At 58.0% G+C, this 24287-nt stretch carries 23 protein-coding genes and 1 tRNA gene; 7 read left to right on the plus strand and 17 right to left on the minus strand.

Features of this window, described 5'->3' with window-relative positions; translation table 11 throughout:
• The first annotated feature begins 8 nt into the window (after nt 1-8).
• A complete protein-coding gene (locus HY308_18315; GenBank protein MBI3900223.1) occupies nt 9-914 on the plus strand; it encodes a LysR family transcriptional regulator in 906 nt (301 codons plus the stop codon).
• A gap of 70 nt (nt 915-984) precedes the next feature.
• Nucleotides 985-1623 (plus strand): FHA domain-containing protein, encoded by a 639-nt coding sequence (locus HY308_18320; GenBank protein MBI3900224.1) that lies wholly within the window; start codon nt 985-987, stop codon nt 1621-1623.
• Between the two features lie 11 nt (nt 1624-1634).
• Here HY308_18320 and HY308_18325 read toward each other — a convergent pair whose 3' ends face one another.
• From HY308_18325 to rnr, 17 genes are all read right to left on the minus strand, one after another.
• Complete coding sequence (locus tag HY308_18325; GenBank protein MBI3900225.1) at nt 1635-2597, minus strand: succinylglutamate desuccinylase; 963 nt, start codon at nt 2595-2597, stop codon at nt 1635-1637.
• A gap of 8 nt (nt 2598-2605) precedes the next feature.
• Complete coding sequence (locus tag HY308_18330) at nt 2606-5752, minus strand: NAD-glutamate dehydrogenase (protein MBI3900226.1); 3147 nt, start codon at nt 5750-5752, stop codon at nt 2606-2608.
• Between the two features lie 255 nt (nt 5753-6007).
• A complete protein-coding gene (gene astD / locus HY308_18335; protein ID MBI3900227.1) occupies nt 6008-7471 on the minus strand; it encodes a succinylglutamate-semialdehyde dehydrogenase in 1464 nt (487 codons plus the stop codon).
• Nucleotides 7471-8502, minus strand: coding sequence for an arginine N-succinyltransferase (astA, locus tag HY308_18340; protein ID MBI3900228.1), 1032 nt, complete (start codon nt 8500-8502; stop codon nt 7471-7473). The genes astD and astA overlap by 1 nt, the downstream gene beginning before the upstream one ends.
• 2 nt (nt 8503-8504) lie before the next feature.
• On the minus strand, nt 8505-9524 hold the full coding sequence (locus HY308_18345) for an arginine N-succinyltransferase (protein MBI3900229.1): 1020 nt from the start codon (nt 9522-9524) through the stop codon (nt 8505-8507).
• Nucleotides 9525-9548: 24 nt separating this feature from the next.
• A complete protein-coding gene (locus tag HY308_18350; GenBank protein MBI3900230.1) occupies nt 9549-10799 on the minus strand; it encodes an acetylornithine/succinyldiaminopimelate transaminase in 1251 nt (416 codons plus the stop codon).
• Between the two features lie 432 nt (nt 10800-11231).
• Nucleotides 11232-11420, minus strand: a complete 189-nt coding sequence (locus tag HY308_18355) for a hypothetical protein (GenBank protein ID MBI3900231.1) — start codon at nt 11418-11420, stop codon at nt 11232-11234.
• On the minus strand, nt 11413-11616 hold the full coding sequence (locus HY308_18360; GenBank protein ID MBI3900232.1) for a hypothetical protein: 204 nt from the start codon (nt 11614-11616) through the stop codon (nt 11413-11415). Before HY308_18360 ends, HY308_18355 begins: the two co-directional genes overlap by 8 nt.
• A complete protein-coding gene (locus HY308_18365; protein MBI3900233.1) occupies nt 11613-12161 on the minus strand; it encodes a hypothetical protein in 549 nt (182 codons plus the stop codon). The genes HY308_18360 and HY308_18365 overlap by 4 nt, the downstream gene beginning before the upstream one ends.
• A gap of 686 nt (nt 12162-12847) precedes the next feature.
• Nucleotides 12848-14224, minus strand: coding sequence for a DNA repair protein RadA (gene radA, locus HY308_18370; GenBank protein MBI3900234.1), 1377 nt, complete (start codon nt 14222-14224; stop codon nt 12848-12850).
• 34 nt (nt 14225-14258) lie between these two features.
• Complete coding sequence (alr, locus tag HY308_18375) at nt 14259-15332, minus strand: alanine racemase (protein MBI3900235.1); 1074 nt, start codon at nt 15330-15332, stop codon at nt 14259-14261.
• Nucleotides 15329-16687 (minus strand): replicative DNA helicase, encoded by a 1359-nt coding sequence (dnaB, locus tag HY308_18380; protein MBI3900236.1) that lies wholly within the window; start codon nt 16685-16687, stop codon nt 15329-15331. The genes alr and dnaB overlap by 4 nt, the downstream gene beginning before the upstream one ends.
• A gap of 75 nt (nt 16688-16762) precedes the next feature.
• The gene (rplI, locus tag HY308_18385) at nt 16763-17212 is read right to left on the minus strand and encodes a 50S ribosomal protein L9 (protein MBI3900237.1); all 450 of its coding nucleotides are present in this window, start codon (nt 17210-17212) and stop codon (nt 16763-16765) included.
• Nucleotides 17213-17229: 17 nt separating this feature from the next.
• On the minus strand, nt 17230-17454 hold the full coding sequence (locus tag HY308_18390) for a 30S ribosomal protein S18 (protein ID MBI3900238.1): 225 nt from the start codon (nt 17452-17454) through the stop codon (nt 17230-17232).
• A gap of 9 nt (nt 17455-17463) precedes the next feature.
• Complete coding sequence (gene rpsF, locus HY308_18395) at nt 17464-17874, minus strand: 30S ribosomal protein S6 (protein MBI3900239.1); 411 nt, start codon at nt 17872-17874, stop codon at nt 17464-17466.
• A 194-nt stretch (nt 17875-18068) separates the two neighbouring features.
• Nucleotides 18069-18815 (minus strand): 23S rRNA (guanosine(2251)-2'-O)-methyltransferase RlmB, encoded by a 747-nt coding sequence (rlmB, locus tag HY308_18400; GenBank protein MBI3900240.1) that lies wholly within the window; start codon nt 18813-18815, stop codon nt 18069-18071.
• A 3-nt stretch (nt 18816-18818) separates the two neighbouring features.
• Complete coding sequence (gene rnr / locus HY308_18405; GenBank protein MBI3900241.1) at nt 18819-21095, minus strand: ribonuclease R; 2277 nt, start codon at nt 21093-21095, stop codon at nt 18819-18821.
• 64 nt (nt 21096-21159) lie between these two features.
• Between rnr and HY308_18410 the strand changes: the two genes are divergently transcribed.
• The 5 genes from HY308_18410 to HY308_18430 all read left to right on the plus strand — a co-directional run bounded on the left by HY308_18410 (nt 21160) and on the right by HY308_18430 (nt 24276).
• Nucleotides 21160-21246: transfer RNA gene (locus tag HY308_18410), tRNA-Leu, on the plus strand.
• A 426-nt stretch (nt 21247-21672) separates the two neighbouring features.
• On the plus strand, nt 21673-22221 hold the full coding sequence (locus HY308_18415; protein MBI3900242.1) for a GspH/FimT family pseudopilin: 549 nt from the start codon (nt 21673-21675) through the stop codon (nt 22219-22221).
• Between the two features lie 2 nt (nt 22222-22223).
• Nucleotides 22224-22721: a type IV pilus modification protein PilV gene (gene pilV, locus HY308_18420; GenBank protein ID MBI3900243.1), complete on the plus strand. Its 498-nt coding sequence runs from the start codon at nt 22224-22226 to the stop codon at nt 22719-22721.
• Nucleotides 22703-23791 carry a PilW family protein gene (locus HY308_18425; GenBank protein MBI3900244.1) on the plus strand — a complete coding sequence of 363 codons (1089 nt, stop codon included), beginning with the start codon at nt 22703-22705 and terminating at the stop codon, nt 23789-23791. The genes pilV and HY308_18425 overlap by 19 nt, the downstream gene beginning before the upstream one ends.
• On the plus strand, nt 23788-24276 hold the full coding sequence (locus HY308_18430) for a hypothetical protein (protein MBI3900245.1): 489 nt from the start codon (nt 23788-23790) through the stop codon (nt 24274-24276). The genes HY308_18425 and HY308_18430 overlap by 4 nt, the downstream gene beginning before the upstream one ends.
• Nucleotides 24277-24287 lie beyond the last annotated feature (11 nt).

A 24287-nucleotide genomic window follows, 5' to 3' on the forward strand; every position in this document is an offset into this window, starting at 1 on the left:
AACCCCACATGCGGCGAAAAATACCTAGCATTGAAGCGCTGGTCGCATTCGAGGCGGCGGCGCGGCATCAAAGCTTTACACGTGCCGCCGATGAGCTGGCACTGACGCAAAGTGCAGTCGGTCGGCAAATTGTTCTACTCGAAGAATATCTCGGCGTCCTGCTGTTCAACCGAATTAAGAAACGCGTCAGCCTGACCGAGATCGGGCAACTCTACGCTAAAGAGATCCGCGAAGACCTGAACAATATCGAACGGCACACGTTGGCGGCGATGTCACATCATGGCGTCGGCGGCGTACTCGAGCTTGCCGTCATACCGACCTTCGCCTCGCGCTGGCTGATCCCGCGGTTGCCGCAGTTCTACGCCCTCTGGCCCGACATCACCCTCAATTTGACCACACGCGCCGAGCCGTTTTTATTTACCGATACGCCATTCGATGGCGCCATTCATTTCGGCAGCCCGATCTGGCCGGGAACGGTAGTCGAGCATTTGTTCGGTGAAGAGATGGTGCCGGTCTGCAGCCCGAACATATTGGCAGGCCGTTCCGAGTTGCTGCCAAGCGATATGGAAAAATATAACTTGCTGCATCAATCGGCACGGCCGGACGCCTGGCGTCAGTGGTTCGCGCAGGCCGGCATTTCGCATTTCAACGGCATGAAAGGCGCACGCTACGAATTGTTCTCAATGTTGGTGGAAGCGGCGCGCGCCGGGCTTGGCATCGCCCTGGTGCCGCGATTCTTGGTGCTAAGCGAACTGGCGGAAAGCTCGCTGTGTATTCCGTGTCATTTGTCGCTTCGCAGCGAACAGGGCTACTACCTGGCTTATCCCGAGCGCAAACAGAGCTCGGCGCTGGTACAGGCATTCAAAGAATGGTTGCTTAGCGCGGCCAAACAGTATCGCCAGCTGAATCTTTAACGGTAAGTCGTTCTAGTGGCGTGCATAAACCGGAGTACTACACTTTCTTGGAAGCAAGGAGCGAAACGCCATGAGCAAGATCGTCATCAAGCATCACGATGCCGTCGTCGGTAACTTCGATCTAAAGGACGGCGACGCCAAAATCGGCCGGCGCGCCGGCTGCGACATTCATCTCGACCATCTGGCGGTGAGCAGCGAACACGCGAGAATATCGACCGTCGACGGCGAATCGTTCCTGCAAGACCTCAGCAGCACCAACGGCACCTTCATCGACAACAAGCGCGTCAGTCGCCATCATCTTGCTCATGGCGACGTTGTCATCATCGGCGAGTACGCACTGGTTTACTTGGACGCACAATCGAAAAAAGGCGAAGGAGCAACGAATAAAACGTCATCGGACATGCCTGATCCGGCGGTGCCGGACGCCGATAATCTGACAGTTCGCGTGAAGCACGGCCAGCTGTTCGTACTAGAAGGTACTAACAGCGGCAAACGTATCGACCTGGCGAAGGCAGTCACCAATCTCGGAAAAACCGGAAAACACTCCGGCACCGTAACCCGCACGGTCGACGGCTATGTGCTGCAAGCAAGCGGCGAATCGGACAAACCCAAACTAAACGGTCAGGCCGTGCCCGCCGCCGGCGTAAAACTGCGTAACGGCGACGTCATCGAAATTACCGGCGCGCGTCTCCAGTTCTATCTGAAGTAAATCGTTCTGCCCTACTCGACCGGCGCGATCAATAACCCCGCACGCTCTCCTGGGTCGACCTTCGGATTGGGGAAAATAATCCGCTCCAATGGCGCGCCGACTCGATAGGTCACATCGACGTCGGTCGCTACCACATGATCGCGCGGAAACGGCGTGAAGTTGGGAACATCGGTGGCGAATGACAACTTAAACTGCGAAGTGCGTTTAACGATTTCGGTCGTTACCTTGAAAGTAGCGATCGCGCTTGCCCGTGAGTTATCAACAAGTGATCCGGTGCGCACGAGCCGGTCGAGGGCGTTGCGGAAGTTTTCTAGGACCGAGGTATCGTGACTGCCGAATCGGCCGATGCGACCGAGCTCGAGCGTGCATGAGGTAGCGCCGAGCTTGGCGGTGTAAGACGAGAAAGTCGACGCCGGCAGGTCGTTGAAGACCACTGCATCGACATCCGCCGCACTCAACCATGCCGCCAACTCGTCGCAGCGCTGCGCATCGGTTTGCCGCGGCACGACAGCGAAGCGCGGGAACAGCGACGGCCGAATAGTCGAATGCAGGTCGAGGTGCCACTGGCGCGCTGCCGTTGCTTTGCCGCTCGCCAAAAAATCGCCGGCAGCTGCCATTAATTGCGCGGCACGCGCCGTTTCATAGGCGCTGTGATCCGGCCGCAAACCCTCGACAAACAGCCGATTGAGATCGCGATCGACGTAGCGATGGGATTTTTTGATCGCCGCTAAATTACCGACACACAGCAAAAGATCGACTTGTTGCGCCTGCGGCTCGCGCTGCCACTCGGCCAACAGCTGAGCCAACATCTCGATCGGGCCGGTTTCATCGCCGTGAATCCCGACCGATATGAGCAATTGCACCGGCGCTGGCTTGGGGGAATAAAACCGCCAAATCTCTTCACCGAGAGGGTCGACGCGAAATCCCGCAGCACGAAAATCCGCTTGGGCGGTGTCAAAGTCGATAGGATGCAATCGTTACCTTACCTCGAATAGCTTTCGCGCGCCTCTTCCAGGCGCTCGGCCAATTGCCAGGCATGATACGCCAATTCTTCGCGCGCTGACGTCAAGTTCGAGTTGGCCTGCAGCCGGGCGATTTCGGCACGCATATCGCCAAAGCCCATTCGCTGCAGTAATTCGGTCAATATCTGCGTCACCTTAACCGGATTCGCCGCCGCCGACTGTCGCAACACGTGCTCGGCAAAATAAACCACTTGCCGACGCAACGCCGAGATCGCGAATTCGAAAGCGTTACTGCCCCGACTACCGGCCTTGGCAACTTCCAGCAACGCAATCAATTGCTGTAGACCGGTCTCTTCGCTGACGAGTCGCAGTGTCGTTAGCGTCGCTTGCGGATCGGACTCCTGCTTGGTAATCAGCTTGAGCGCCGAGGTGATTTGCGTGACCGCTTCGTTCAAACCGAGGATGTACTGAACCGCCGCTGCCGGCGACGACGCCGACGCATTGGCGCTGCCGATCGCTCGGACCGACGACTCGACCGCTTGCGATACCACTTTCCAGCCGTTTGCCGTGAGATAACGCGGGCGATTCAGGAAGAAAATAACCGAGGTCTCGATCATCTCCTCCAACGTCCTATCGAAGTCGTCACGATGCGCGACATCGGATTGACATATCACGTCGTCCCAACGCTCGCATACTTGATTGAGTCCGAACGCGGTGTACACGTAAGCAAATACGTTCAACACACGATCGAGCGGAACGCCATACGATGAAGCGATGCCATGCGCAAAATCGAGCCCGGCTCGGTTCACGCATTCGTTGGCAATGAGTGTGGAAGTAATTTGATGGCGCAACGGATGCGACAAGATCTTGTCGGACTGAACAGCTTTCGGGAAATAGCCGGTAAAAAATGCCTGGCTCCACAACCGATCCAGATGATCGGTGCCAACCAATGATGCCTTGAGCGACGACTTGGCGTAAGCCAATACGACCGACAACTCGGGCAATACCAGACAGGCAGTACCAAGTGCCGCGCGTCGGTCAACGGTGTCGTTGTTCGGCAGGTTTTCGAGTTTACGATCGAGTGTGGAATGTTGTTCGAGTTGCACCAACAGTGACTTGATACGTCCGGCATCGCGACCACTGGCACGGGTCTCGCGTGCCAAACGACGCGCCTGACCGGAATTATTTTTCAGCACTAAGCGCTCGACATCGCCCGCCATCGATGCCAGCAATTGATTACGCTGTTCGTTGCTGAGATCGCCGTCGAAGCATTGATCGAGCAAAATCTTTAGATTAACTTCGTGATCGGAACAATCGACACCGGCAGAATTATCGATGGCGTCGGTATACACCAAGCCGCCGCGGCTGGCGAATTCGATGCGCGCTTTCTGCGTCATGCCGAGATTACCGCCTTCGACTGCCAACCGACATCGCAGGTCGGCCGCATTGACCCGGATTGAGTCGTTGGTCCGGTCGCGTGCATCCTCGTGTGATTGGTCCGACGATTTAATGAAAGTGCCAATACCGCCGTTATAAAGCACTGTGACCGGCGCTTGCAGAATGATGCGCGCCAGCTCATCGGGTGTCACTTTGCTGTGTTCGGTACCGAGCGCAGCACGCGCCGCCGCGGACAACGTGATCGATCGTGCTTGCCGCGACCAGATGCCACCGCCCTTAGAAATCAATTCGCGCTGATAGTCATCCCAGGAAGAACGCGGCAGATTGAACAAACGCTTACGCTCGGCATAAGCGGCAGCAACATCCGGGGTCGGATCAACAAAGATGTGGCGATGATCGAACGCGGCCAATAGCCGCATGTTCGGCATCAATAAGGAACCGTTACCGAATACGTCGCCGCCCATGTCACCGATACCGACAGCGGTAAACGGCTCCTGCTGCCAGTTGACGCCAAGCTCGGAGAAACGGATCTTGGCCGTCTCCCATGTGCCCTTCGATGTGATACCGAGCTTCTTGTGGTCGTAACCGTTAGAACCGCCGGAAGCGAAGGCATCGCCCAACCAGAATCCGCGGGCAACGGCAATCGCGTTAGCGCGATCGGAGAATGTGGCCGTGCCTTTATCGGCGGCGACTACCAAATATGGATCGTCCTCGTCGTGGCGCACCACGTCGGTCGGCGGAATTACCGTGCCGGCTTTAAGATTGTCGGTAATGTCGAGCAAGGCGTTGATGAAATGCTCGTAGACCGCGACACCTTCGGCCGCCACTTCGTCGCGCGTCGCCGATTCGGGCGTGATCGAACGGCAGACGAAACCGCCCTTCGCGCCGGTCGGCACAATGATGGCGTTCTTCACCATCTGCGCCTTTACTAGATCAAGCACCTCGGTGCGGAAATCTTCCATGCGATCGGACCAGCGCAGGCCACCGCGAGCAACCGGACCGCCGCGCAGATGCACCGCATGAAACCGCGGCGACAATACGAAAATTTCGCGATACGGCCGTGGTCGTGGCAAGAAGTTAATCTTCTCGCCACAGATTTTGATGGCGATGTAATCGGGCAACTGATACGCCTGCCAGTTGATGTAGTAACTGGTGCGAACGGTGGCGTCGAGCACCTCGTCGAGTTTGCGTAATACCTCTTCACTGTCCGGATGAACAATGGCAGCAACGTAGTTCTGGAATTGTTCGCGCTTGGCGGCGACGTCGGCAGCGCGAGTGGCGGCAGCGCGCCGCGGATTGAATTTAGCGTCGAAGATCTCGGTCCATGTCCGAATCGCGTCCGGATAGCGGCGCAGACTTTCGGCCATATAACTCAAGCTGAAACGCAGACCGGCTTGGCGCAGGTAACTGGCGTAGGTTCGGACCAACATAATTTGCCGCACCGACAAACCAGCGACAATCGCCAAACCATTGAGTCGACCGTCTTCCGCTTCGCCGGTGAACAACCGGCTCAATAGATCATTCAACCCGGTTTGATCTTTGATCGCTTGCAGCCGCTTGCTCGAATCGGCGTCGAGCACCAATTCCGATACCGACGCGCCGGCCAAATGTACCGGGCTGTCGCTACCGACTTGCCGTTCGACGAACAATCCCATGTTGTGCAACCCCGGCAACAAATGGGACAACGCCGGCAACACCGTCGCCTCGATGCGGATGGCAACGCGTTCGCCGACTTTACTTAACGCCACCCGTAAATGGCGTTCGCTCATACCTGCTAATTCGCGTATTTGCTGACCCATGAAGAATTAATTATCGCTTTGATTATGAAAATGAAGGATGAAACAAGTATAGCGGCAATGTCGTGCGAGCAAGAAGACGATCGTTGTATAAGTGTTAAGTGAAGAACCGTCTGCAAGTATACAAGTGATTTATAGTGTAGACCTTGTGCGTTTCAAGAAGGAACTCAGGGGTAACAGCGGGCGCGCTACCTGGTTTCCCTCTTTAATCAGAAAACTTTTATTGTTTTACAAACTTAATCCAGGACTGAGGTCGGAGGGTAGAGCCAATTCAGCAGTTTCCAATGAGACCACTGGATAGGCGCAGTAGTCGGCGGCATAGAACGCGCTCGGACGATGATTGCCGGATCGACCGACTCCGCCGAAAGGCGCACTGCTGGAAGCACCCGTCGTTGGTCGATTCCAATTGACGATGCCGGCACGCACATGAGCGAAGAACTGCTCGTACAACGCACGGTCTTCACACAACAAACCGGCGGCAAGTCCATACGTCGTTTGATTGGCGCTGGCGATCGCATCGGCGAATGTCGGTACCCGAATGATTTGCAACAACGGACCGAATATTTCTTCGTCACGGCATTCGCTAATGGCGCTGACATCGACAATGCCCGGCGAGAGAAATCCGCTGGAGCGATCGGCGTATTGCATAGCCAACAACGGCTTCGCGCCGGCACGAACCAGCGTCTCATAAAAGGAATAAATTCCGGCTGCCGTTTTGGCCGATACCACCGGCCCCATGAACGGTTGCGGATCGGCATCCCACTTGCCAATGCGCAGCCGCGCTGTCACATCGACTAATCGCGCCAACAAACATTCGCCGTCGGCGTCGTCGGCAACGATCAGGCGCCTAGCACACGTACAACGTTGGCCGGCGCTGACGAATGCCGACATGACGATGTGATGCACGGCGGCATCGATATGGCGCACTTGCCATGCCACCAGCGGATTATTGCCGCCCATTTCCAGCGCCAGCATCTTTTCTGGACGGCCGGCAAATTGCTGATGCAACGCAACGCCGGTTTGATAGCTGCCGGTAAAAAGCACACCGTCGATCGTATCGTGTCCGGTCAACGCCATTCCCGTATCACGTCCGCCGTTCACCACGTTCAGTACACCCGCCGGCAAACCGGCACGCGCCCATACATCCACCGTTAACAATCCCACGCGCGGCGCGAACTCGCTCGGCTTGAAAACGACGGTATTGCCCGCGAGCAGCGCCGGCACGATGTGACCATTCGGTAAATGACCGGGAAAGTTGTACGGCCCGAGCACCGCGAGCACTCCATGCGGCTTGTGACGCAGCGCGCTGTCCGCTTCCGCAGTCGCGGTCACGTTGGTACCGGTGCGTTGATCGTAGGCGCGTAATGAGATGTCTACTTTATTGATCATCGACGCGACTTCGGTGCGCGCTTCCCACAACGGTTTACCGATCTCTTGACCGATCGCGCGAGCGATATCGTCTTTCGCTTTGCTTAACTCCTCCTTAAAGCGAACGATCACCGCCGCACGATCAACAGGCGGCAACAATGCCCAGCTGGGGAATCGTGCCTTCGCTGACTCGCAGGCGGCGGCGACATCGGCGGCGCTAGCGGTGCGGCCTTGCCAAACGACCTGCCCAGTCGCTGGACAAACCGACTGTAATGGTTCGCCGGTTCCGTCGATTCGCTGACCATTAATAAAGTGACTTGCCATTAAGATCGCGTTCCTGCGGTCAGTGTCATCAATCGAATGGTGTCACCCGCCTGAATCCGCAAGGCCTCGAGCTCGGCGTCGCTCAAGTGAAAATTCCCGGACTTCAATTGACCGGAAGCGACGATGGCACGAAAGCCGTCGCGCCGGGTATTGCTGACGAGGAAACGGCTGTCGTCGACGTGCTCGTCGTCGCCGGCCTGCGCAATAGCAAGCTGACTTTCGCGAATTGCCCGCAGTTGCTGCGAGCGCCCTTGCAGTACCGGACCGGCATCGAAGATGTCGATATAACCTTCGTAGTGCATGCCCTCCTCTTCCAACAACCGCTTGGCCGGTACGGTATCGACATGCACTTCGCCGAGCACTGCCTTCGCCTCATCGGTCAGGTAGTCGACGTAAACCGGATACTTCGGCATAAGCTCAGCGATAAATGATTTTTTACCTAAGCTCATTAAATCGTCCGCGCGCGCGAATTCCATTTTGAAGAAATGGCGACCCAGGCTGTCCCAAAACGGCGACGTGCCGTCGTGCCGCTGGAACCCGCGCATCTCGGCGATCACTACATCGGGAAACAAGTCGACGAACTGCGCCATGAACAGAAAGCGCGCCTTCGACAACAGCTTGCCATTGGTACCGGTGCGGAAAGACGGACCCAGATAAAGGCTGCAGAGCTCGGCACAACCGGTTAAATCGCACGATAGGTACAACATCTCCTTACACGCATAAACACCGAGATCGGTGCTCGAATGCACTAATCGTCCGACCCGAAAATTGTAGAAGGGTTCGGTGAGGCCGACCGCCGCTTTGATCGCGCTGATACCGACGACTTGCGCCGACCCCGTGTCTTCCATGATGAATACGTAATCCGCTTGGGCGGCGGCCAATCGCCCTTCGAATGAAGCGCACGCAATCTGCAGACGTTTTTGCAGGGCTGGCTCGTCCGGTTTCAACGTCGTCATACCGGAGCCGACTTGACGGACGAGCGTTACCAGTCCGGGCAAATCCGCCGCTTCAATGGCGCGCATGACGAACATCGTCAACCCTCGGCAACCATGACGCGCATTCCCGCTTCGATCTCGAGCGCGTGGAATGTCGCCGGCGGTAGATAAATACAGTTATCTGACGGCTGTACCTCGGCATCGGTGAGCACGCAACGAAAGTCGGAGAACCGGTTGCACGACACTAAAAATTGGCGCCGTTGGTCGCGAGTTTGGGCCGCCGGCTTGGCGACGAGCGTAGTCGCCGTCGTCAACGATTTGATCTGCGATCGATGCGCTTGCAGTATCGGACCGCCATCGAAAATGTCGATGTACTTGCCCGGTTGCAACCCTTCCTTATTAAGGATCTCGAACGGCAACTCGCTGGCGGGATGCGGTTTGCCCAGACAATTCTTGGCGCTGTCCGGCAACAAAGCGGCATAGATCGGGTAATACGGCATGAGCTCGACAATCAATGTTCGGTTGCGCGCGCCTTGCACCGCCTGCTCCGCTTGTAGGTAGTCCATGCCGAAAAATTTTCGACCGATCGCTTCCCAGAACGGCGATTGCCGGTCAGCGTCGTTCCAACCAGCAAGCGAAACAAAAAAACCGTCGGCGAATCGTTGCGGCGCCAATGTCGCCAACATCAGGCGGGCCCGCGACAACAAATCGGCGCCGCTGCGATCGACGCTCGCCGGCCGGGCAAAAAAGCTCAAGAGCTGCGAATAGCTGGTCAGGTCCGAGCACAACGTCAACACTTGCACGTCGTGGGCGATACGCAAGTCGCGCGCCACCTGGTTGATCACGTCGTTACGGAAGGCGAAAAACGTTCCATCGGCGCCGGCGGTTGCACTGACCGCCGCGACGCCGCCGAGCCCGCCGTCGGCATCTTGCAGCACCAAAACATAGAACTCGTTGCTCGGCGCGATAACCGCGCTAGCGAACGAAAGCAGCGAACGCTCGATATAGCGACCGACGTCCGCCGCTGTACGCGGCAAGGTGTGCACCAACGTCGCCTGTTTCGCCAAGGCGACGAGCTGCTCGGCATCACTGGCCTGCGCCGGTCGAACTACCCACATGCCGCTCGTTCCTTAAAAGGCGCGCTAGCGAGGAAGCGTAACGACGAATGCCTCGGCGGCGCGCGTAAGTTTTTCCAGTGCCTCGTCGATCTCGGCATCGCTGACCACCAGCGCCGGCAACAGGCGGACGACATCGAGACCGGCGCTGAGGACTAATAGCTTGTGCTTCTCCGTCAATTTCTGAAACTCCTTGGCTTTGCCTTTAGCCGCCCGGCTCAAAGCAACGCCGAGCATCAGGCCTTTGCCGCGAATGTGATCGAACGCCTGCGGGAATCGAGCGACGAGTTTTTCGAGCCCGCTCCACAAACGCTGGTGGGCAACTTGCACGCGCGCCAGAAATGCCGCGTCGTTAATAGCGGTGACTACGGCAAGCGCCACTGCTGCCGCCAACGGATTGCCGCCGAAGGTGGTGCCGTGGGTCGCGACGCTGAAATGCTTGGCGATGTTCTTCGTCGTCAACATGGCGCCGATCGGAAAGCCGTTGCCGAGTGCTTTCGCGGTCGTGAGGATATCGGGTGTGATGCCGTATTGTTGGTAAGCGTACAGCGAGCCGATCCGACCCAATCCACACTGCACTTCATCGAAAATGAGCAGCGCACCGGTGGCGTTGCAGCGTTCGCGCAGGACCCGCAGGAACTGCGCCGACGCCGGAACGATGCCACCCTCACCTAATACCGGTTCGACAATGACCGCGCATACGTCGTCACGAATGGCGTCCGCCGCCGCCACGGGATCGTTAAACGGAATGTGATCGATCTTTGCCGGCAACGGGCCGAAGCCATCCTGGTACTTCGGCTGACCGCCGACGGAAACGGTAAAGAAGGTCCGCCCATGGAACGATTGCTGGCAGGAAATAATGCGGCGCTTATCGGTGCCGGCTTGTTTCCGCGCCAACTTCAACGCCGCCTCGTTCGCTTCCGCACCGGAGTTACAAAAGAAGGCTTGCTCGGCGAAGGTCGCCTCGGTCAGCGCTGACGCTAGACGCAGTACCGGCTCGTTGGTGAAGCCGTTACTGATATGCCACAACGCATGGGCTTGGTCGACGAGCGCTTTAACGACTGCTTCGTGGCCGTGGCCGAGGCTGGTAACGCCGATGCCGCTGGTGAAATCGAGGTAACACTCGCCGCCTTGATCGTATAACCGCAGTCCTTGGCCACGCACCGGCAATACTTGGCTTGGCGCATACACCGGCACCATTAGTTGGTCGAACGTCGAACGGTCGACGGGTAATTGATGGGAACTGGAATCGGTGGCGGGCTGGCGGGCGACCTTCATAAACCTCTCTCCATGACGCTATATAAGAAGTATATGGGGTCCGGGGAGCAGCCGTACAACGAACCGACATAGGCAGCTTTTTGCCGATTTCTGAGCAGTCTCGTAGTGACTAAATAAATCCGCAGCGGACCAAGCAATGATTAATTTTCTGCAGTTTTTTTTGCACTATGTTGGTGGAATGTTCGTTTACTCCCCGAACCCTTACCTGTGCAAGGACTACGTGGCGTTACTCAAAGCCTACGGATTGGAAAATTCCAACTCCGCTAATGGCAATCCGTACCATAAGCAGCAGACTACTCGCGACATGTGAAACGAGGCGTTAGGCTCGTTAGCGTAACGTGCGACTTTTCCTAGTCCGGTAGAGAAGATGAGGACTGATGATGTGAGGAGAAACGGTAGCCGGCGATTAAAACGACCGGCTACCTTTCTTAACTACTTACTTTGCGGATCAGTATCAGGCGCCGTTTCGAGTTCAACCCTAAACTCACGGAATCCACGATGCGCAATGATAGCCTGCTCCACTCTTGCCGCGTTGCGCTCGATCCGAGCACTATTCTGTTCGAGCTTCTTGCGCATGGTTTCAATATCGTCTTTCTCGATATCAATCTTGCTGCTAGTCATCTTTCCCCTCCAACATTCTTTTCCGGTCACGACGTAAGTTGAATTTGCTAGGGCGCGTTAATGCTCCCGTCGGCTCGTCGTTGACGTTGATTTTGGCACGCGCCACTGCGTCGTCCAATTCAGCGTTGCGCTTGTCCAAGATCTCTTGGATCTCTTTCATGCCTTCGGGCGTAAATGGATCGATTTTGCGTTTCACAAAATCCTCCTCTGACCAAGGCGGCCAGGATGGTACACCTGTGGACTACTGAACTGTTCCTGGCTGTACAAATCCACCAAGTCTGCGTCTGGATCTAAGATCCAGATCTCCGATGCGCCAACCAATTCTGCAAACGTTACGCCTGCCTGTACTATTATCGGCACAGCGCGCATACCGAGCACCGACGGTTTGATCGGCGATGACTCTATTAAGTCTAGCCTAGTGTGCCTACCCGCTCGTGACGTGCGGCCATAACACAAGGCGCCTAGTTGACCACTCTGGGATAATGCAATCTCGAACCGGTTCGGTTGATTTTGATAGAGTGTAAACTGCTCCGCCCAATACCAAGGAGCTCGCTTTTCCCGCAAATTTGACCCGGTCATGGTTTTCCACCTGTCTGCGGTCATACAGTCGTGAAACGTAATGCCGGCTGCAGTAACGGAAAACTTCTTCTTAATTGTCTCGTACACCAGTTCACGAATTTGTAGATAACGATCTTCGGTTTGCTGGTGGTCGACACGACGCAGTTTTTCTTCGTCAAACACGTTATAAGCTCCCTGTGGTGGTTGTTGGTCTCGGCAAGGTATAACCGCAACATGTCACGCATTACCGCGCGGCACTCTATTGCACCGAGACTTGCGACGGAAATCAAGCCAATCCATATGAACGAATGTGCCGGATCGCTCCAATACGGCGGTGCAGGTTTGTCACTGCCCTACTGGAAGGGCGTCAACCCGCTAGATTGAGCGCTTACGTGCTATGCGACCGACATGGGTTGTCCATGTCGGTCGATGGCGACGCGTTGCTTGCAACACTAAATCGTAACTTCGCGTTTGCGCGTGAGCCGCAACAAGTCCTCTCTATACTTGATGAAATTGGGGTCCGGGGAGCAGCCGTACAACGAACCGACATAGGCAGCTTTTTGCCGATTTCTGAGCAGTCTCGTAGTGACTAAATAAACCCGCAGCGGACCAAGCAATGATTAATTTTCTGCGGTTTTTTACACTATGTTGGTGGAATGTTCGTTTACTCCCCGAACCCCTACATCGGCAGTCTGCGTGCCCTGTCTTCAGGTCGCGCCCTATACGATGCAGTTCGACCATTATGCGTCAGCACCGGCAGCCATCAGCGGTACCTGTTTCTGGCGTATCGATCCGAGCGCCGACTATGGCAAGTTCAATGCTGGCGCCCGTCAGCGCATAAGGTGCTAACCACAGGCAGAAGGTGCTTTTTACGCCAATAGCTCGAGCGCTTCGTCGAGCCGGCGCACGGGAATCAACGTTACATCGGTCTCGTTTTTCTTCGGCAGGTTGGCTGCCGGAATCATGACGCGCTGAAAGCCGAGCTTGGCCGCTTCGCGGATGCGTTCCTGTCCGCGCGCCACCGGCCGGACCTCGCCGGCCAAGCCGATCTCACCGAACACGACCAGGTCATTACCGAGCGGACGGTTGCGCAGGCTCGAACAAGCAGCGGCGATGATGGCAAGATCGGCGGCAGTTTCCTGGACGCGCACACCGCCGACGACATTGACGAATACGTCTTGATCGTACATAGCGATACCGCCATGGCGGTGCAGTACCGCCAGCAACATTGCCAACCGATTGCCATCGAGGCCGACGCACACGCGGCGCGGATTCGCCAGATGACTGGCGTCGACTAACGCCTGCACTTCAACCAATAGCGGCCGCGTGCCCTCTTGCGTCGCCAGCACGACGCTGCCAGGGACCGCGTCGTTCTGCCGGCTCAAAAACATTGCCGACGGATTACCGACTTCACGCAATCCGCCGTCGGTCATGACGAACACACCGATTTCGTTGACCGCGCCGAAGCGATTCTTAATGGCGCGGACGATACGAAACTGGCTGCTGCTATCGCCTTCGAAGTACAACACCGCGTCGACCATGTGCTCGAGCACGCGTGGACCGGCCAAGGTGCCTTCTTTAGTCACGTGGCCGACGAGGAACAACGCCGTGCCGGTACTCTTGGCGTAGCGCACGAGCTGCGCCGCCGATTCGCGCACCTGGGCGACACTGCCCGGCGCCGACTGCAGCGCGTCGGTATAAACCGTTTGAATGGAATCGAGCACGATGACTTGCGGTTGCTCGGCGCGGGCAACGGCGATGACATCTTCGACGCGATTCTCGGTGAGCAGCCGTACATGACCGGTCGTGGTTTCGGCGCCCGATCCGATGACGTTCAATCGCTGTGCGCGTAACGCGATTTGATCGGCCGATTCTTCGCCGCTGACATAGAGCACGCGCGCGCGGCGGCCGATTTCGGCGAGCGCTTGGGTCAACAACGTCGACTTACCGATACCCGGATCGCCGCCGATCAACACCACCGAACCCGGCACCAGTCCGCCGCCGAGCACGCGGTCGAGCTCGCTAAGGCCGGTAGCGAGACGGGTAATACGCTCGGGAACGATCGAGTCGAGCGATTGCGTACCGATGACAGGACCAGCGACGCCACGTCGCCCACGCGTCGGCGACGGCTCGAGTAAGGTCTCTGTCATGCGGTTCCAGGCACCGCAAGCCGTGCATTGCCCAGCCCATTGCGGCGCGGTCGCCCCGCATTCATTGCAGGTAAAAACCGTCTTCGCCTTTGCCATTGCTCTTTATTTTATCGTCCTTGGCACATCGACGTTACAGCGGCACGCGCGGTATGCGTGGTGTGACTTGGCAGAACAACTCGTAACTGATCGTACCGGCACTCGCAGCGACTTCGTCGGCGGCGAGACCGACACCCCAGAGCACGACGGGATCGCCGACGCGCGCGTCTGGCTGTGTGCGGAGATCGATGGTGATCATGTCCATCGATACTCGGCCAATCAGGGATGCGCGCTTGCCGTTCACTAGCACTGTCGTGCCGTTGGCGGCCCGCCGTGGATAGCCGTCGCCGTAACCGATAGCGGCAACACCAACCGGCATGTTTTCGGGACAACGATAACCACCACCGTAACCGATACCGTCGCCGGCGTTACGAGAACTGACCGCGATCAGCGCCGTTGTCAGTGTCATTACCGGCTGTAGGTTTAGATCTTGTGCTGATTTTTGTGCGAGCGGCGAGCCGCCGTAGAGCATGATGCCCGGGCGCACCCAATCGAGATGGCTGGCCGGCCAACCGGCGATACCGGCGGAGTTGGCGATGCTGCCGGCGAGGTCCGTGCCGTTTACGAACGCCAAGAACCGCTTGAGCTGTTCCTGCGTCGTAACATCGAGCGTGTCGTCGGCATTGGCGAAGTGCGACATCACCCGCACTTCACGCACCTGGCGGCAACGTTGCAACCGCGCTAACGCATCGGCCGCGGCGACAACGTCGAAACCGATGCGGTTCATGCCGGTATTGATCTTGAGCCACACGGTCAACGGGGCGATACCGTTTGCCGCTTCCAGCGCTTGCAGCTGAGTCGGATGATGAATAACCGGCGCGAGATCGTGTTGCGCGATCAGCGGCAACTCATCGATCTGGAAAAATCCTTCGAGCAAGGTGATCGGCTGGCGTATACCGGCTTGGCGAAGCTGTAACGCTTCGTCGATCGAGGCGACACCCAATGCATCGGCGTCGCGCAGCGTTTGCGCGGCCCATACCAATCCGTGACCGTATGCATTCGCCTTGACGATCGCCATGACTTTGGAGCTTGGCGCACGGCTGCGGACTTGCGCCAGATTGTGGAGAAGCGCCTGCGCGTCGAGCAGCGCGCGCGCCGGTCGGGTCATTCGTAATCCTGGAATCTGCCGCTGGCGTAGTTTTCGAACTTGGTATATTCGCCGAGGAAGGTCAGCGTGATCTTGCCGATCGGGCCGTTACGTTGCTTGCCGATGATAATTTCGGCGGTGCCCTTTTGCGGGCTCTCGTCGTTGTAAACCTCGTCACGATAAATAAATAGGATGACGTCGGCGTCCTGCTCGATCGCACCGGATTCGCGCAAGTCCGACATCACCGGTCGCTTGTCGGTACGCTGCTCCAAGCTACGATTCAGCTGCGACATCGCGATCAGCGGCACCTCGAGTTCCTTTGCCAGACTTTTGAGCGAGCGCGTGATCGCCGAGATTTCGGTCGCACGATTTTCGGCGACGCCCTCACCGCCCTGCATGAGCTGCAAGTAGTCGACGATGATCATCCCCAAGCCATGTTCGCGCTTGATGCGGCGCGCACGGGCGCGCAGCTCCATCGGCGTCAGCGCCGGCGTATCGTCGATAAAAATTTTGGCGTCACTCAGCAATGTCACCGCCGACGTCAGCCGCGGCCAATCTTCGTCTTCGAGCTTACCGGTGCGCAGTCGGTGCGAGTTGATGCGGCCGAGCGACGCCATCATACGCATAGCGAGCTGCGTGCCCGGCATTTCCATACTGAAGATCGCCACCGGCACACCGTGACCGACGGCGGCATTCTCGGCCATGTTGATGGCAAGCGTGGTTTTACCCATCGACGGGCGACCGGCGATGATAATGAGGTCGGACGGTTGCAGGCCGGAGGTTTTATCGTCGAGATCGGTGAAGCCGGTGGAGACACCGGTGATCGAACCTTGCCGGCGATATAGCTCGTCGATGCGGTCGACGGTTTTGGTCAGAATCGACGAGATGCGCTCGAAACCGCCACGCCGTTTGGCGCTCTGCTCGTTGATATCGAAAATGCGCTTCTCGGCGAGATCGAGCACTTCACTGGCGGTGCGGCCGTCGGGACTGTAGGCGGTGTCGCTGATGTCACGCGCGGCGTTGAGCAGCTGCCGCAAAATCGACCGCTCACGGACGATGTCGGCATAAGCGACGATGTTGGCCGCACTCGGCGTGTTGTTGGCGAGCGAACCGAGATAGGCAAGGCCACCGGCGCTCTCGAGCTCACCGGTTTGTTCCATCCGCTCGGAAACTGTGATGACATCGGCCGGGCTGCTTTCTTCCGACAGCGCGGAAATGGCGCTGAAGATGAGGCGATGCTCGCGTCGATAAAAATCGTCACCGCTGATGCGATCAGCGATCGAATCCCAACGTTGATTATCAAGGAGCAAAGCACCGAGCACAGACTGCTCGGCATCAATAGACTGGGGCGGTACTTTGAGAGCGTCAACCGGCATCGGCTCCTCCCGCTAAAAAAATGATTCGCCCCATCGACCGACCTTACGGCCGGCCGATGGAGGAGGACCTCTATCTTACGATTCGCCGACCACCGAAACGATGATCTTGGCGCCGGCTTCGGCGTGCAGAGCGATGGCGATTTCATGATCACCGATCGTCTTTAGCGGGCCTTGCGGTAACAACACTTCGGCGCGCGCCAACTCAAAGCCGGCGGCGGTCACGGCGTCGGCGATGTCACGGTTCGTCACCGAACCGTACATGCTGCTGTCGTCGGCAACCTTGCGCACAATCTGCACGGTGAAGCCATCGAGCTGCTGCGCCCGCGCCTTCGCCTTGCCGAACACATCGGCCTGCGCCGCTTCGAGCTCGGCGCGGCGCGCTTCGAACTGCGCCTTGTTCTCGTTGGTGGCGACGACCGCTTTGCCGTACGGAATCAGGAAATTGCGGGCGAAGCCGGACTTCACTTTCACCTGGTCGCCAAGGACCCCGAGGTTACGGATTTTTTCGAGCAAAATAACTTCCATTGGATTTCCCCTAGCGCCTAGTGGCTATCGCAGTACGGAATGAGCGCCAGGTAACGTGCATACTTCATGGCGGTGCTCAATTGACGCTGATAGCGCGCTTTGGTGCCGGTGTTGCGGCTCGGAATGATGCGGCCGGTCTCGGTCACGAACGACTTCAGCATGGCGAGGTCTTTGTAATCGACCTCGGTGATTTTCTCGGCGGTGAACCGGCAATATTTCTTACGACGGAAAAAGCGCGACATGGCGGCTCCTTAAACGGTATCCGACGGGCGCTCTTCGCTGCCTACGTCGTCTGACGGTGCGATTTCGGACGGCGCGCTGGTCTTGGCGCCCTCTTCCTTTTCCTTCTCCTTCACCAGCGGCGACGGCGCGGTAACGGCCGCATCGCGCTTGATGATCAACGAGCGCAGCACGGCGTCGTTGAATTTGAAAGCGGATTCGAGCTCGCGCAGGGTTTCCAGCGAGCATTCGATGTTGAACAGGACGTAATGGGCCTTGTGAACCTTGGCGATGGGATACGAGAGCTGACGGCGGCCCCAGTCTTCGAGACGGTGGATCGCACCTTTGCCGTTTTCGATGAGCGTACGATAACGCTCGATCATGGCAGGCACTTGCTCGCTCTGGTCCGGATGAACCAGAAACACGACTTCGTAATGACGCATGTACTACTCCTCACGGATGTAGCCTTCCGACACCAGCGCATGGCATAGGCGGTAAGGCAAGGAGTGAAACGGCCGCTCCCAAAGACGAAACGGGGCGGATAAGGGCGGGCATTCTAATCACATCCAGCGCTGATCTCAACACAATATGTGGTGAGGCCGCGGGCAAAAGGCGTGATTAAACCCGCATACTCTCTTCAGCTACCACCACCCCGTTGCCGCATGGCCTCGAACAGGCAGATACCGGTAGCGACTGATACGTTAAGGCTCGGTACCGTACCGGCCATCGGGATCCGGACCAGTATGTCGCAGTGCTCACGCGTCAGGCGCCGTAACCCCTGGCCTTCCCCACCCAGAACAAACGCCATTGGTCCCTTCAGATCGGTGCCGTAGAGCGTCTCTGGCGCGTCGTGGCTGGCTCCTACCAACCAGACCCCGGCATCCTTAATAAGGCGTAGCGACCGCGCCAGATTGACCACTTCGAATAAGGTAACCGTTTCGGCAGCCCCACAGGCGGCCCGCCGGGCAACGGCGCTCAACGGCGCCGACTTGTCGCGCGGCAAAATGATCGCATGCACGCCGGCGGCATCCGCCACCCGCAAACAAGCGCCAAGATTGTGCGGATCTTGTACCCCATCCAACACCAGCAACAGCGGCTGATCCGGCAACGCCTTCAGGAACACGGCCAAATCCGCTTCATTGCCGACCGGCGCCACCCGCAACCGGGCTACCACACCCTGATGCCGAAGCTCGCCGGCAAGGTCATCAAGCTTGGCGCGCGGAACGCGTTGGAATTTGATATTCGCCGTTTGTGCCGCCGCCAATACTTCACCAATGCGTTGATCGGCGCGATCGGAACTGATCCAAAGACCGGCGATGCGTTCAGGATTCTCTTTGATCGCGGTCAGTACGGCGTGCAGACCGCCAATAATTTCTTCTGTCATAGGTTAGGCGCGCTTGCGGCGCGATGTACGACTCTTCTTGCCAGCGCGTTTAGCGGTCCGCCGATTATTAGCACGACCACCGCTTTCTTTTTCTTTCGTCGGTGCGGCCGATTTGCCGACGAGCTCGAAGTCGATGCGCATCTCGTCCAGATCGACGCGGACGACGCGCACGCGAAGCGGATCGCCCAAGCGAAACGTCTGATGCGTACGTTCGCCCACCAACCGATGTTTGGGGGCATCGAAATGGAAATAATCGTTGCCCAACGCCGTCACATGCACCAATCCGTCAACATAGACCTCGTTGAGCTCGACGAAGATGCCGAAGCCGGTGACGCCGGAGATGATACCGTCGAACTCCTCGCCGATGCGGTCCATCATGAATTCGGTCTTGAGCCATTTGTTGACCTCGCGCGTCGCGTCATCGGCGCGGCGTTCGGTCATCGAGCAGTGATCGCCCTGCTGGCGCGCAAGGTCGATCGACACCGGATGCGACTGGCGGCGGAGAATGTCCTTGATCGCGCGGTGCACCAGGAGATCGGGATAGCGCCGGATCGGCGAAGTAAAGTGCGCGTAGTTCTCGAAACCGAGCGCGAAGTGGCCGACGTTGTCCGGACTGTAGTGCGCCTGGCTCAAGCTGCGCAGCAACACGGTTTGAATGAGCCGCGCATCGGGCCGCTGCTGCACCGACGCCAGCAACTTGGCGTAGTGCTGCGCCTTCGGCGCGTCACCGCCGCCCAAATTGAGACCGAGCTCGAACAGGAAGGCGCGCAGGTCGGTCAGCTTCTCTTCGGTCGGTCCTTCGTGGATACGATACGGCGCCGGTATCTTGTGCTTCTTCAATAGTTCGGCGGCGCTGACGTTCGCCGCCAGCATGCATTCTTCGATGAGCTTGTGCGCGTCGTTGCGATGCAGCGGTACGATATTGCTGATCTTGCGTTGCTCGTCGAAGACGATGCGGGTCTCCGGGATTTCGAAGTCCACCGCCCCGCGCTGCTGGCGCGCGGCGTGCAACACCTTATATAGCGCGTACAGCTGCTCCAGCGGCGCGACCAGCGCCTCGTACTCGCGCCGCAATGTCGGATCGCGGTCCACCAGGATGGCGGCGACCTTGGTGTAGGTCAGCCGCGCCGCCGAGCGCATGACGGCTTCCATGAATCGGTGCTTGCGAATCTCGCCGCGCGGGCCGATGTGCATTTCGCACGCCATGCACAGCCGGTCGACCTTCGGGTTGATCGAGCACAATACATTCGACAACACCTCCGGCAACATCGGGATGACGCGCTGCGGGAAATACACCGAGTTGCCGCGAGCATAAGCCTCGCGGTCGAGGGCGCTGTCGGGGCGCACGTAATGGGCGACGTCGGCGATCGCGACAATCAAGCGCCAGCCTTTGCCGTCGGGCTCGCAGTACACCGCGTCGTCGAAATCGCGCGCGTCTTCGCCGTCGATGGTTACGAGCGGCACGTGGCGCAGATCGGCGCGGTCGGCGATCGCATTGGCCGGCACCTCAGTACCGAAATGCCCGGCCTCGTCGAGCACCGCGTCCGGCCACTCGTGTGGAATGTTGTGCGCACGGATCGAGACTTCGATCTCCATGCCCGGCGCCATGTGATCGCCCAACACCTCGACCACGCGTCCCACCGGGCCGCTGCGCAACGTCGGTTGCTGCACGATTTCGGCGACTACGATCTGGCCGTCTTTGGCGTTTGCCTCCGAGCCGGTCGGGATGACGATGTCTTGGGCGATGCGCTTGTCAGACGGCGCAACGAAGCCGGTACGATCTTTGGCGACGTAGCGGCCGACGATGGTCTTGTGCGTGCGCTCGAGCATCTCGACGATCGAGCCGGTGCGCCGGCCGCGCTGGTCGAGACCGGTCACACATGCCAACACGCGATCGCCGTGCAGCGCCTTGCGCATCTCGCGCGGCGCCAGGAACAGATCGTCGCCGCCGTCGTCCGGCACCAGAAAGCCGAAGCCGTCGGCATGGCCGATGACACGCCCGCGTACCAGGTCCATTTTGTCCGGCAGCCCATAGAGCCGGCGGCGATTCTTGAACAGCTGGCCGTCGCGCTCCATCGCCCGCAACCGCCGCTCGAATGCCTCGCCGTCGCGCTCGCCCTCGACGTTCAGTGCCGCGGCAATTTCTTCAAACGACAGTGGTTCGCCGCGCTCGTTCAATAGCGCCAATATTGCCTCGCGGCTAGGCACGGGAAATTCGTATTTGGCGGCTTCGCGTTCTGCCATGGGGTCGCCCTTGGGCGACCGGTCTTGCGTTGACATGAATTTAGGCTCTCGGTACAGTGCGCCTCCGCTCGAAACCGTCGCTTTTCTCGCGACGTTTCTTGCCGAGGTGGCGGAATTGGTAGACGCACTAGATTCAGGTTCTAGTGGGGGAAACCCCGTGGAGGTTCAAGTCCTCTCCTCGGTACCAGATTATCACCGCGCGCGACCCTAAATAGAAGCGAGCGTAGACGAAAAAGTCTGCACGCTTTTCGGCGCGGCGAGTCTTTCGTGCGTTCCCGTAACACGCATCGTCGTTTCTCGATCTATCGATTCGGCTCGATCTCGTCCGGTACTCCCCGCTTACCGGGACACTAGCGTCGCCCAAATTCGGCGCTCGGCCTCCGCGCAACGACAATCAGCGCGTCGAACCGTCGGCTTTTCGACGCGCTGATGTCGGTTTGCCGACACGGCGTCCTTCCACATATCTCACGAATCCCCGGCGCGTTGTAAACAAAATAAACGGTGCTACTTAATTCCGCTTAACCGTTCACTTCGGGTAATCGAGGTGGAACGGGACTTGCAGCTTGGTATGGCAAACACAACAGATTGACGTCAGTCAGCTAGGCAGGAACGAATGGGGCTTGGGCAAAAAACCTTCTTACGCCGTCACTCGCGAGTATCGACTATTCGCCGGGTACGCGGCTTTACATTGGTAGAGCTGATGATGACGCTCGCCATCGCCGTTATTTTAGGCACCGTCGCCATACCCAGCATGCGCTCCATCATCAATGCCAATCGGCTCGCCAGCACGACCAACGACTTTGTCAGCAGCTTATCGCTTGCCCGCTCGGAAGCACTAAAGCGCGGATTTAACGCCGTCGTTTGTAAATCGGGCGGCGGCACAACTTGCGTAACCACCGGCACCTGGGACAACGGCTGGATCGTGTTTGCCGATCTCGACAACAGCAACAGCTGGAGCACCGGCGATGTCTTGATCCGCCGTTACGATAGCTTGGGATCAAGCACCGCCATTACCACTTCCAGCAACTCCATTGTTTACGACCGCCAAGGCCAGGCAACCGCGTCGGCGACCTACACCGTCTGCAATTCGGCGGTAAGCAAAAAGAAAGTCGTTACCGTCAGCACCTCGGGGCAACACGCGCTGACGTCAGGAACCTGCTGACCATGTCCACCCTTCGCAACTACAACACCGGGACCAGCTTGATCGAAGTGCTGGTGTCGGTACTCGTGTTGTCGATTGGTTTGCTCGGCCTGGCGATGATGCAGGTGCAAGGCATGCAATCGAATACCGACGCTTACCTGCGAACCCAGGCATCGATATTCGCTTACGAAATTATTGATCGTATGCGTGCCAATCCGGCTGCCGCTAGCAGCGGGTCTTACACCGTAGCGACGACAACCGCCGCTACTACGAAAATCACCAGCTATAGCGGTTGCAGTGGCAACGACGGCGCTTGTAATTGCGCTGACGTCGACGTGACATGCAGCACCAGTAACCTCGCGCTTTATGACCTTGGTAAATGGTACGAAGAACAAGCGCGCATACTGCCGGCGGCGAGCGATAAATCGACGATCAGCAAAAGCGGTAACGAGTACACCATCGTCATTCGCTGGATGGAACGCGAGCTGTCGATGAGCCAGTCGTGGGTGATCGAATTATGAAACGCGCCAAGGTTCCAACAGCCGGCTTCAGTCTCGTCGAACTAATGGTAGCGATGGTAATCGGCTTAATCGTGTTGGGCGCTGCCACCAGTCTTTTTGTCGACAGCAAAAAGAATTATGTCGTGCAGGACAGTCTCGCACGGTTGCAAGAAAATGCTCGCTTCGCCATGCAGAAAATGGTGCGCGATCTACGGATGGCCGGTTATTACGGTTGCGCCGACGACATAACGGCCATTACCAATACGTTGAACCAATCCGCCGCTGGCGGCAGCTACGATACTAGCGATCCGATCCAAGGATCCGAAAGCAAGAGTAACTGGTATCCGACAGCGAGCCCGGCGGTCGCCCCGCCGACCACTATGCGTACTGGCACAGATGCGTTCACGGTTCGGTATCTCGACCCAGGCATATCGACAACCATCGATTCACCGTTTATGCCGAACACCTCAGCGGCACTTCATACCCCTGGCGGTAGCGGCCTTGCGGTAGGCGATATCGTGTTTATCCACGACTGCAGCGCCGGTGCGATTTTTCAAATTACCGGCCCTAGCGATCCGAATGGCGGCACCATCGTCCATAACACCGGCGGCTCAACGCCGGGCAACTCCACTAAGGATTTGGGCAAGATCTTTGAGGGCGATGCCAAAATTTCCAAGTATTACTACGCCATGTATTACATCGCCCCAAGCACCACCGCCGGTTGGTCGTTATACCGCCAAACCGTCAACTCCGCCGGCGCCCAGACCGAGGAATTGGCGGCCGGCATCGAAGATCTCGAGCTGCTGTATGGCGAAGATACGACCAACGGCGACAAGGTCCCCGATGTTTATCGCAAGGCGAGCGCTGTCGGCAACTGGGACAACGTCGTTAGCGTCCGTGTCGGTTTGCTCGCTCGCACCCTGGCCAACACCGACAGCGGCAATACCACACACGGTGCCTTCTTAGATACGACGACGGGCTATGACGTCGACGGCGATGGCGCTAATGAAACTAACTTCAGTGCGGCGCAAAACGATAAATACGAACGCCGCATTTTCCGAAACACCGTAACGTTGCGGAACCGCCAATGACCACGCCACGCACCACTCGCATCACTGTTCCAATCACCCGTTATCACTGTTCTATTGATAAGCGCCAGCGCGGCGTTGCCTTGGCGATGGCGCTGATCCTACTGCTCGTACTGACCGTCTTAGGCATATCGGCGATGGGCACCAGCTCGGTTCAAGCGGTAATGGCGCGCAGCATTCAAGACACGCAACGCGCCTTCGAGGCGGCGGAATCGGGCTTAAATAAGGCCATTAACACCGCCGGTAGCTTCGACCTTTACCAAGCCGTAAATAACAACTTTACTTTTGGTAGCGGCGGCGCTCAGACCAGCGCCGCCGTTACGACCGAATTCTTGTCGTTTGCCGCGCCGACCCGCGGCAGCGGCTATAGCGCCGTCAATTTCGACTCCGCCAATTTCGATCAGAGCAGCGTCGGCGCGGTTAGCACGACCAGTGCCAAGACTACCTTACATCAGGGCGTCAGCCAGATCGTTAATAAATCCGAATAAGGGGTATCGAA

Source organism: Gammaproteobacteria bacterium (assembly GCA_016199745.1).
In the GTDB taxonomy this organism is placed as follows: domain Bacteria; phylum Pseudomonadota; class Gammaproteobacteria; order Acidiferrobacterales; family Sulfurifustaceae; genus JACQFZ01.

What these genes read in the sequence shown, in the direction of transcription:
- rnr (MBI3900241.1), bottom strand. Translation starts at nt 21,095, where the DNA reads ATGTCAACGCAAGACCGGTCGCCCAAGGGCGACCCCATGGCAGAACGC.
- HY308_18320 (MBI3900224.1), top strand. Translation starts at nt 985, where the DNA reads ATGAGCAAGATCGTCATCAAGCATCACGATGCCGTCGTCGGTAACTTC.
- rpsF (MBI3900239.1), bottom strand. Translation starts at nt 17,874, where the DNA reads ATGCGTCATTACGAAGTCGTGTTTCTGGTTCATCCGGACCAGAGCGAG.
- astD (MBI3900227.1), bottom strand. Translation starts at nt 7,471, where the DNA reads ATGGCAAGTCACTTTATTAATGGTCAGCGAATCGACGGAACCGGCGAA.
- HY308_18390 (MBI3900238.1), bottom strand. Translation starts at nt 17,454, where the DNA reads ATGTCGCGCTTTTTCCGTCGTAAGAAATATTGCCGGTTCACCGCCGAG.
- dnaB (MBI3900236.1), bottom strand. Translation starts at nt 16,687, where the DNA reads ATGCCGGTTGACGCTCTCAAAGTACCGCCCCAGTCTATTGATGCCGAG.
- radA (MBI3900234.1), bottom strand. Translation starts at nt 14,224, where the DNA reads ATGGCAAAGGCGAAGACGGTTTTTACCTGCAATGAATGCGGGGCGACC.
- HY308_18315 (MBI3900223.1), top strand. Translation starts at nt 9, where the DNA reads ATGCGGCGAAAAATACCTAGCATTGAAGCGCTGGTCGCATTCGAGGCG.
- HY308_18330 (MBI3900226.1), bottom strand. Translation starts at nt 5,752, where the DNA reads ATGAGCGAACGCCATTTACGGGTGGCGTTAAGTAAAGTCGGCGAACGC.
- HY308_18355 (MBI3900231.1), bottom strand. Translation starts at nt 11,420, where the DNA reads ATGACTAGCAGCAAGATTGATATCGAGAAAGACGATATTGAAACCATG.
- HY308_18345 (MBI3900229.1), bottom strand. Translation starts at nt 9,524, where the DNA reads ATGTGGGTAGTTCGACCGGCGCAGGCCAGTGATGCCGAGCAGCTCGTC.
- rlmB (MBI3900240.1), bottom strand. Translation starts at nt 18,815, where the DNA reads ATGACAGAAGAAATTATTGGCGGTCTGCACGCCGTACTGACCGCGATC.
- rplI (MBI3900237.1), bottom strand. Translation starts at nt 17,212, where the DNA reads ATGGAAGTTATTTTGCTCGAAAAAATCCGTAACCTCGGGGTCCTTGGC.
- HY308_18350 (MBI3900230.1), bottom strand. Translation starts at nt 10,799, where the DNA reads ATGAAGGTCGCCCGCCAGCCCGCCACCGATTCCAGTTCCCATCAATTA.
- pilV (MBI3900243.1), top strand. Translation starts at nt 22,224, where the DNA reads ATGTCCACCCTTCGCAACTACAACACCGGGACCAGCTTGATCGAAGTG.
- HY308_18415 (MBI3900242.1), top strand. Translation starts at nt 21,673, where the DNA reads ATGGGGCTTGGGCAAAAAACCTTCTTACGCCGTCACTCGCGAGTATCG.
- alr (MBI3900235.1), bottom strand. Translation starts at nt 15,332, where the DNA reads ATGACCCGACCGGCGCGCGCGCTGCTCGACGCGCAGGCGCTTCTCCAC.
- HY308_18430 (MBI3900245.1), top strand. Translation starts at nt 23,788, where the DNA reads ATGACCACGCCACGCACCACTCGCATCACTGTTCCAATCACCCGTTAT.
- astA (MBI3900228.1), bottom strand. Translation starts at nt 8,502, where the DNA reads ATGTTCGTCATGCGCGCCATTGAAGCGGCGGATTTGCCCGGACTGGTA.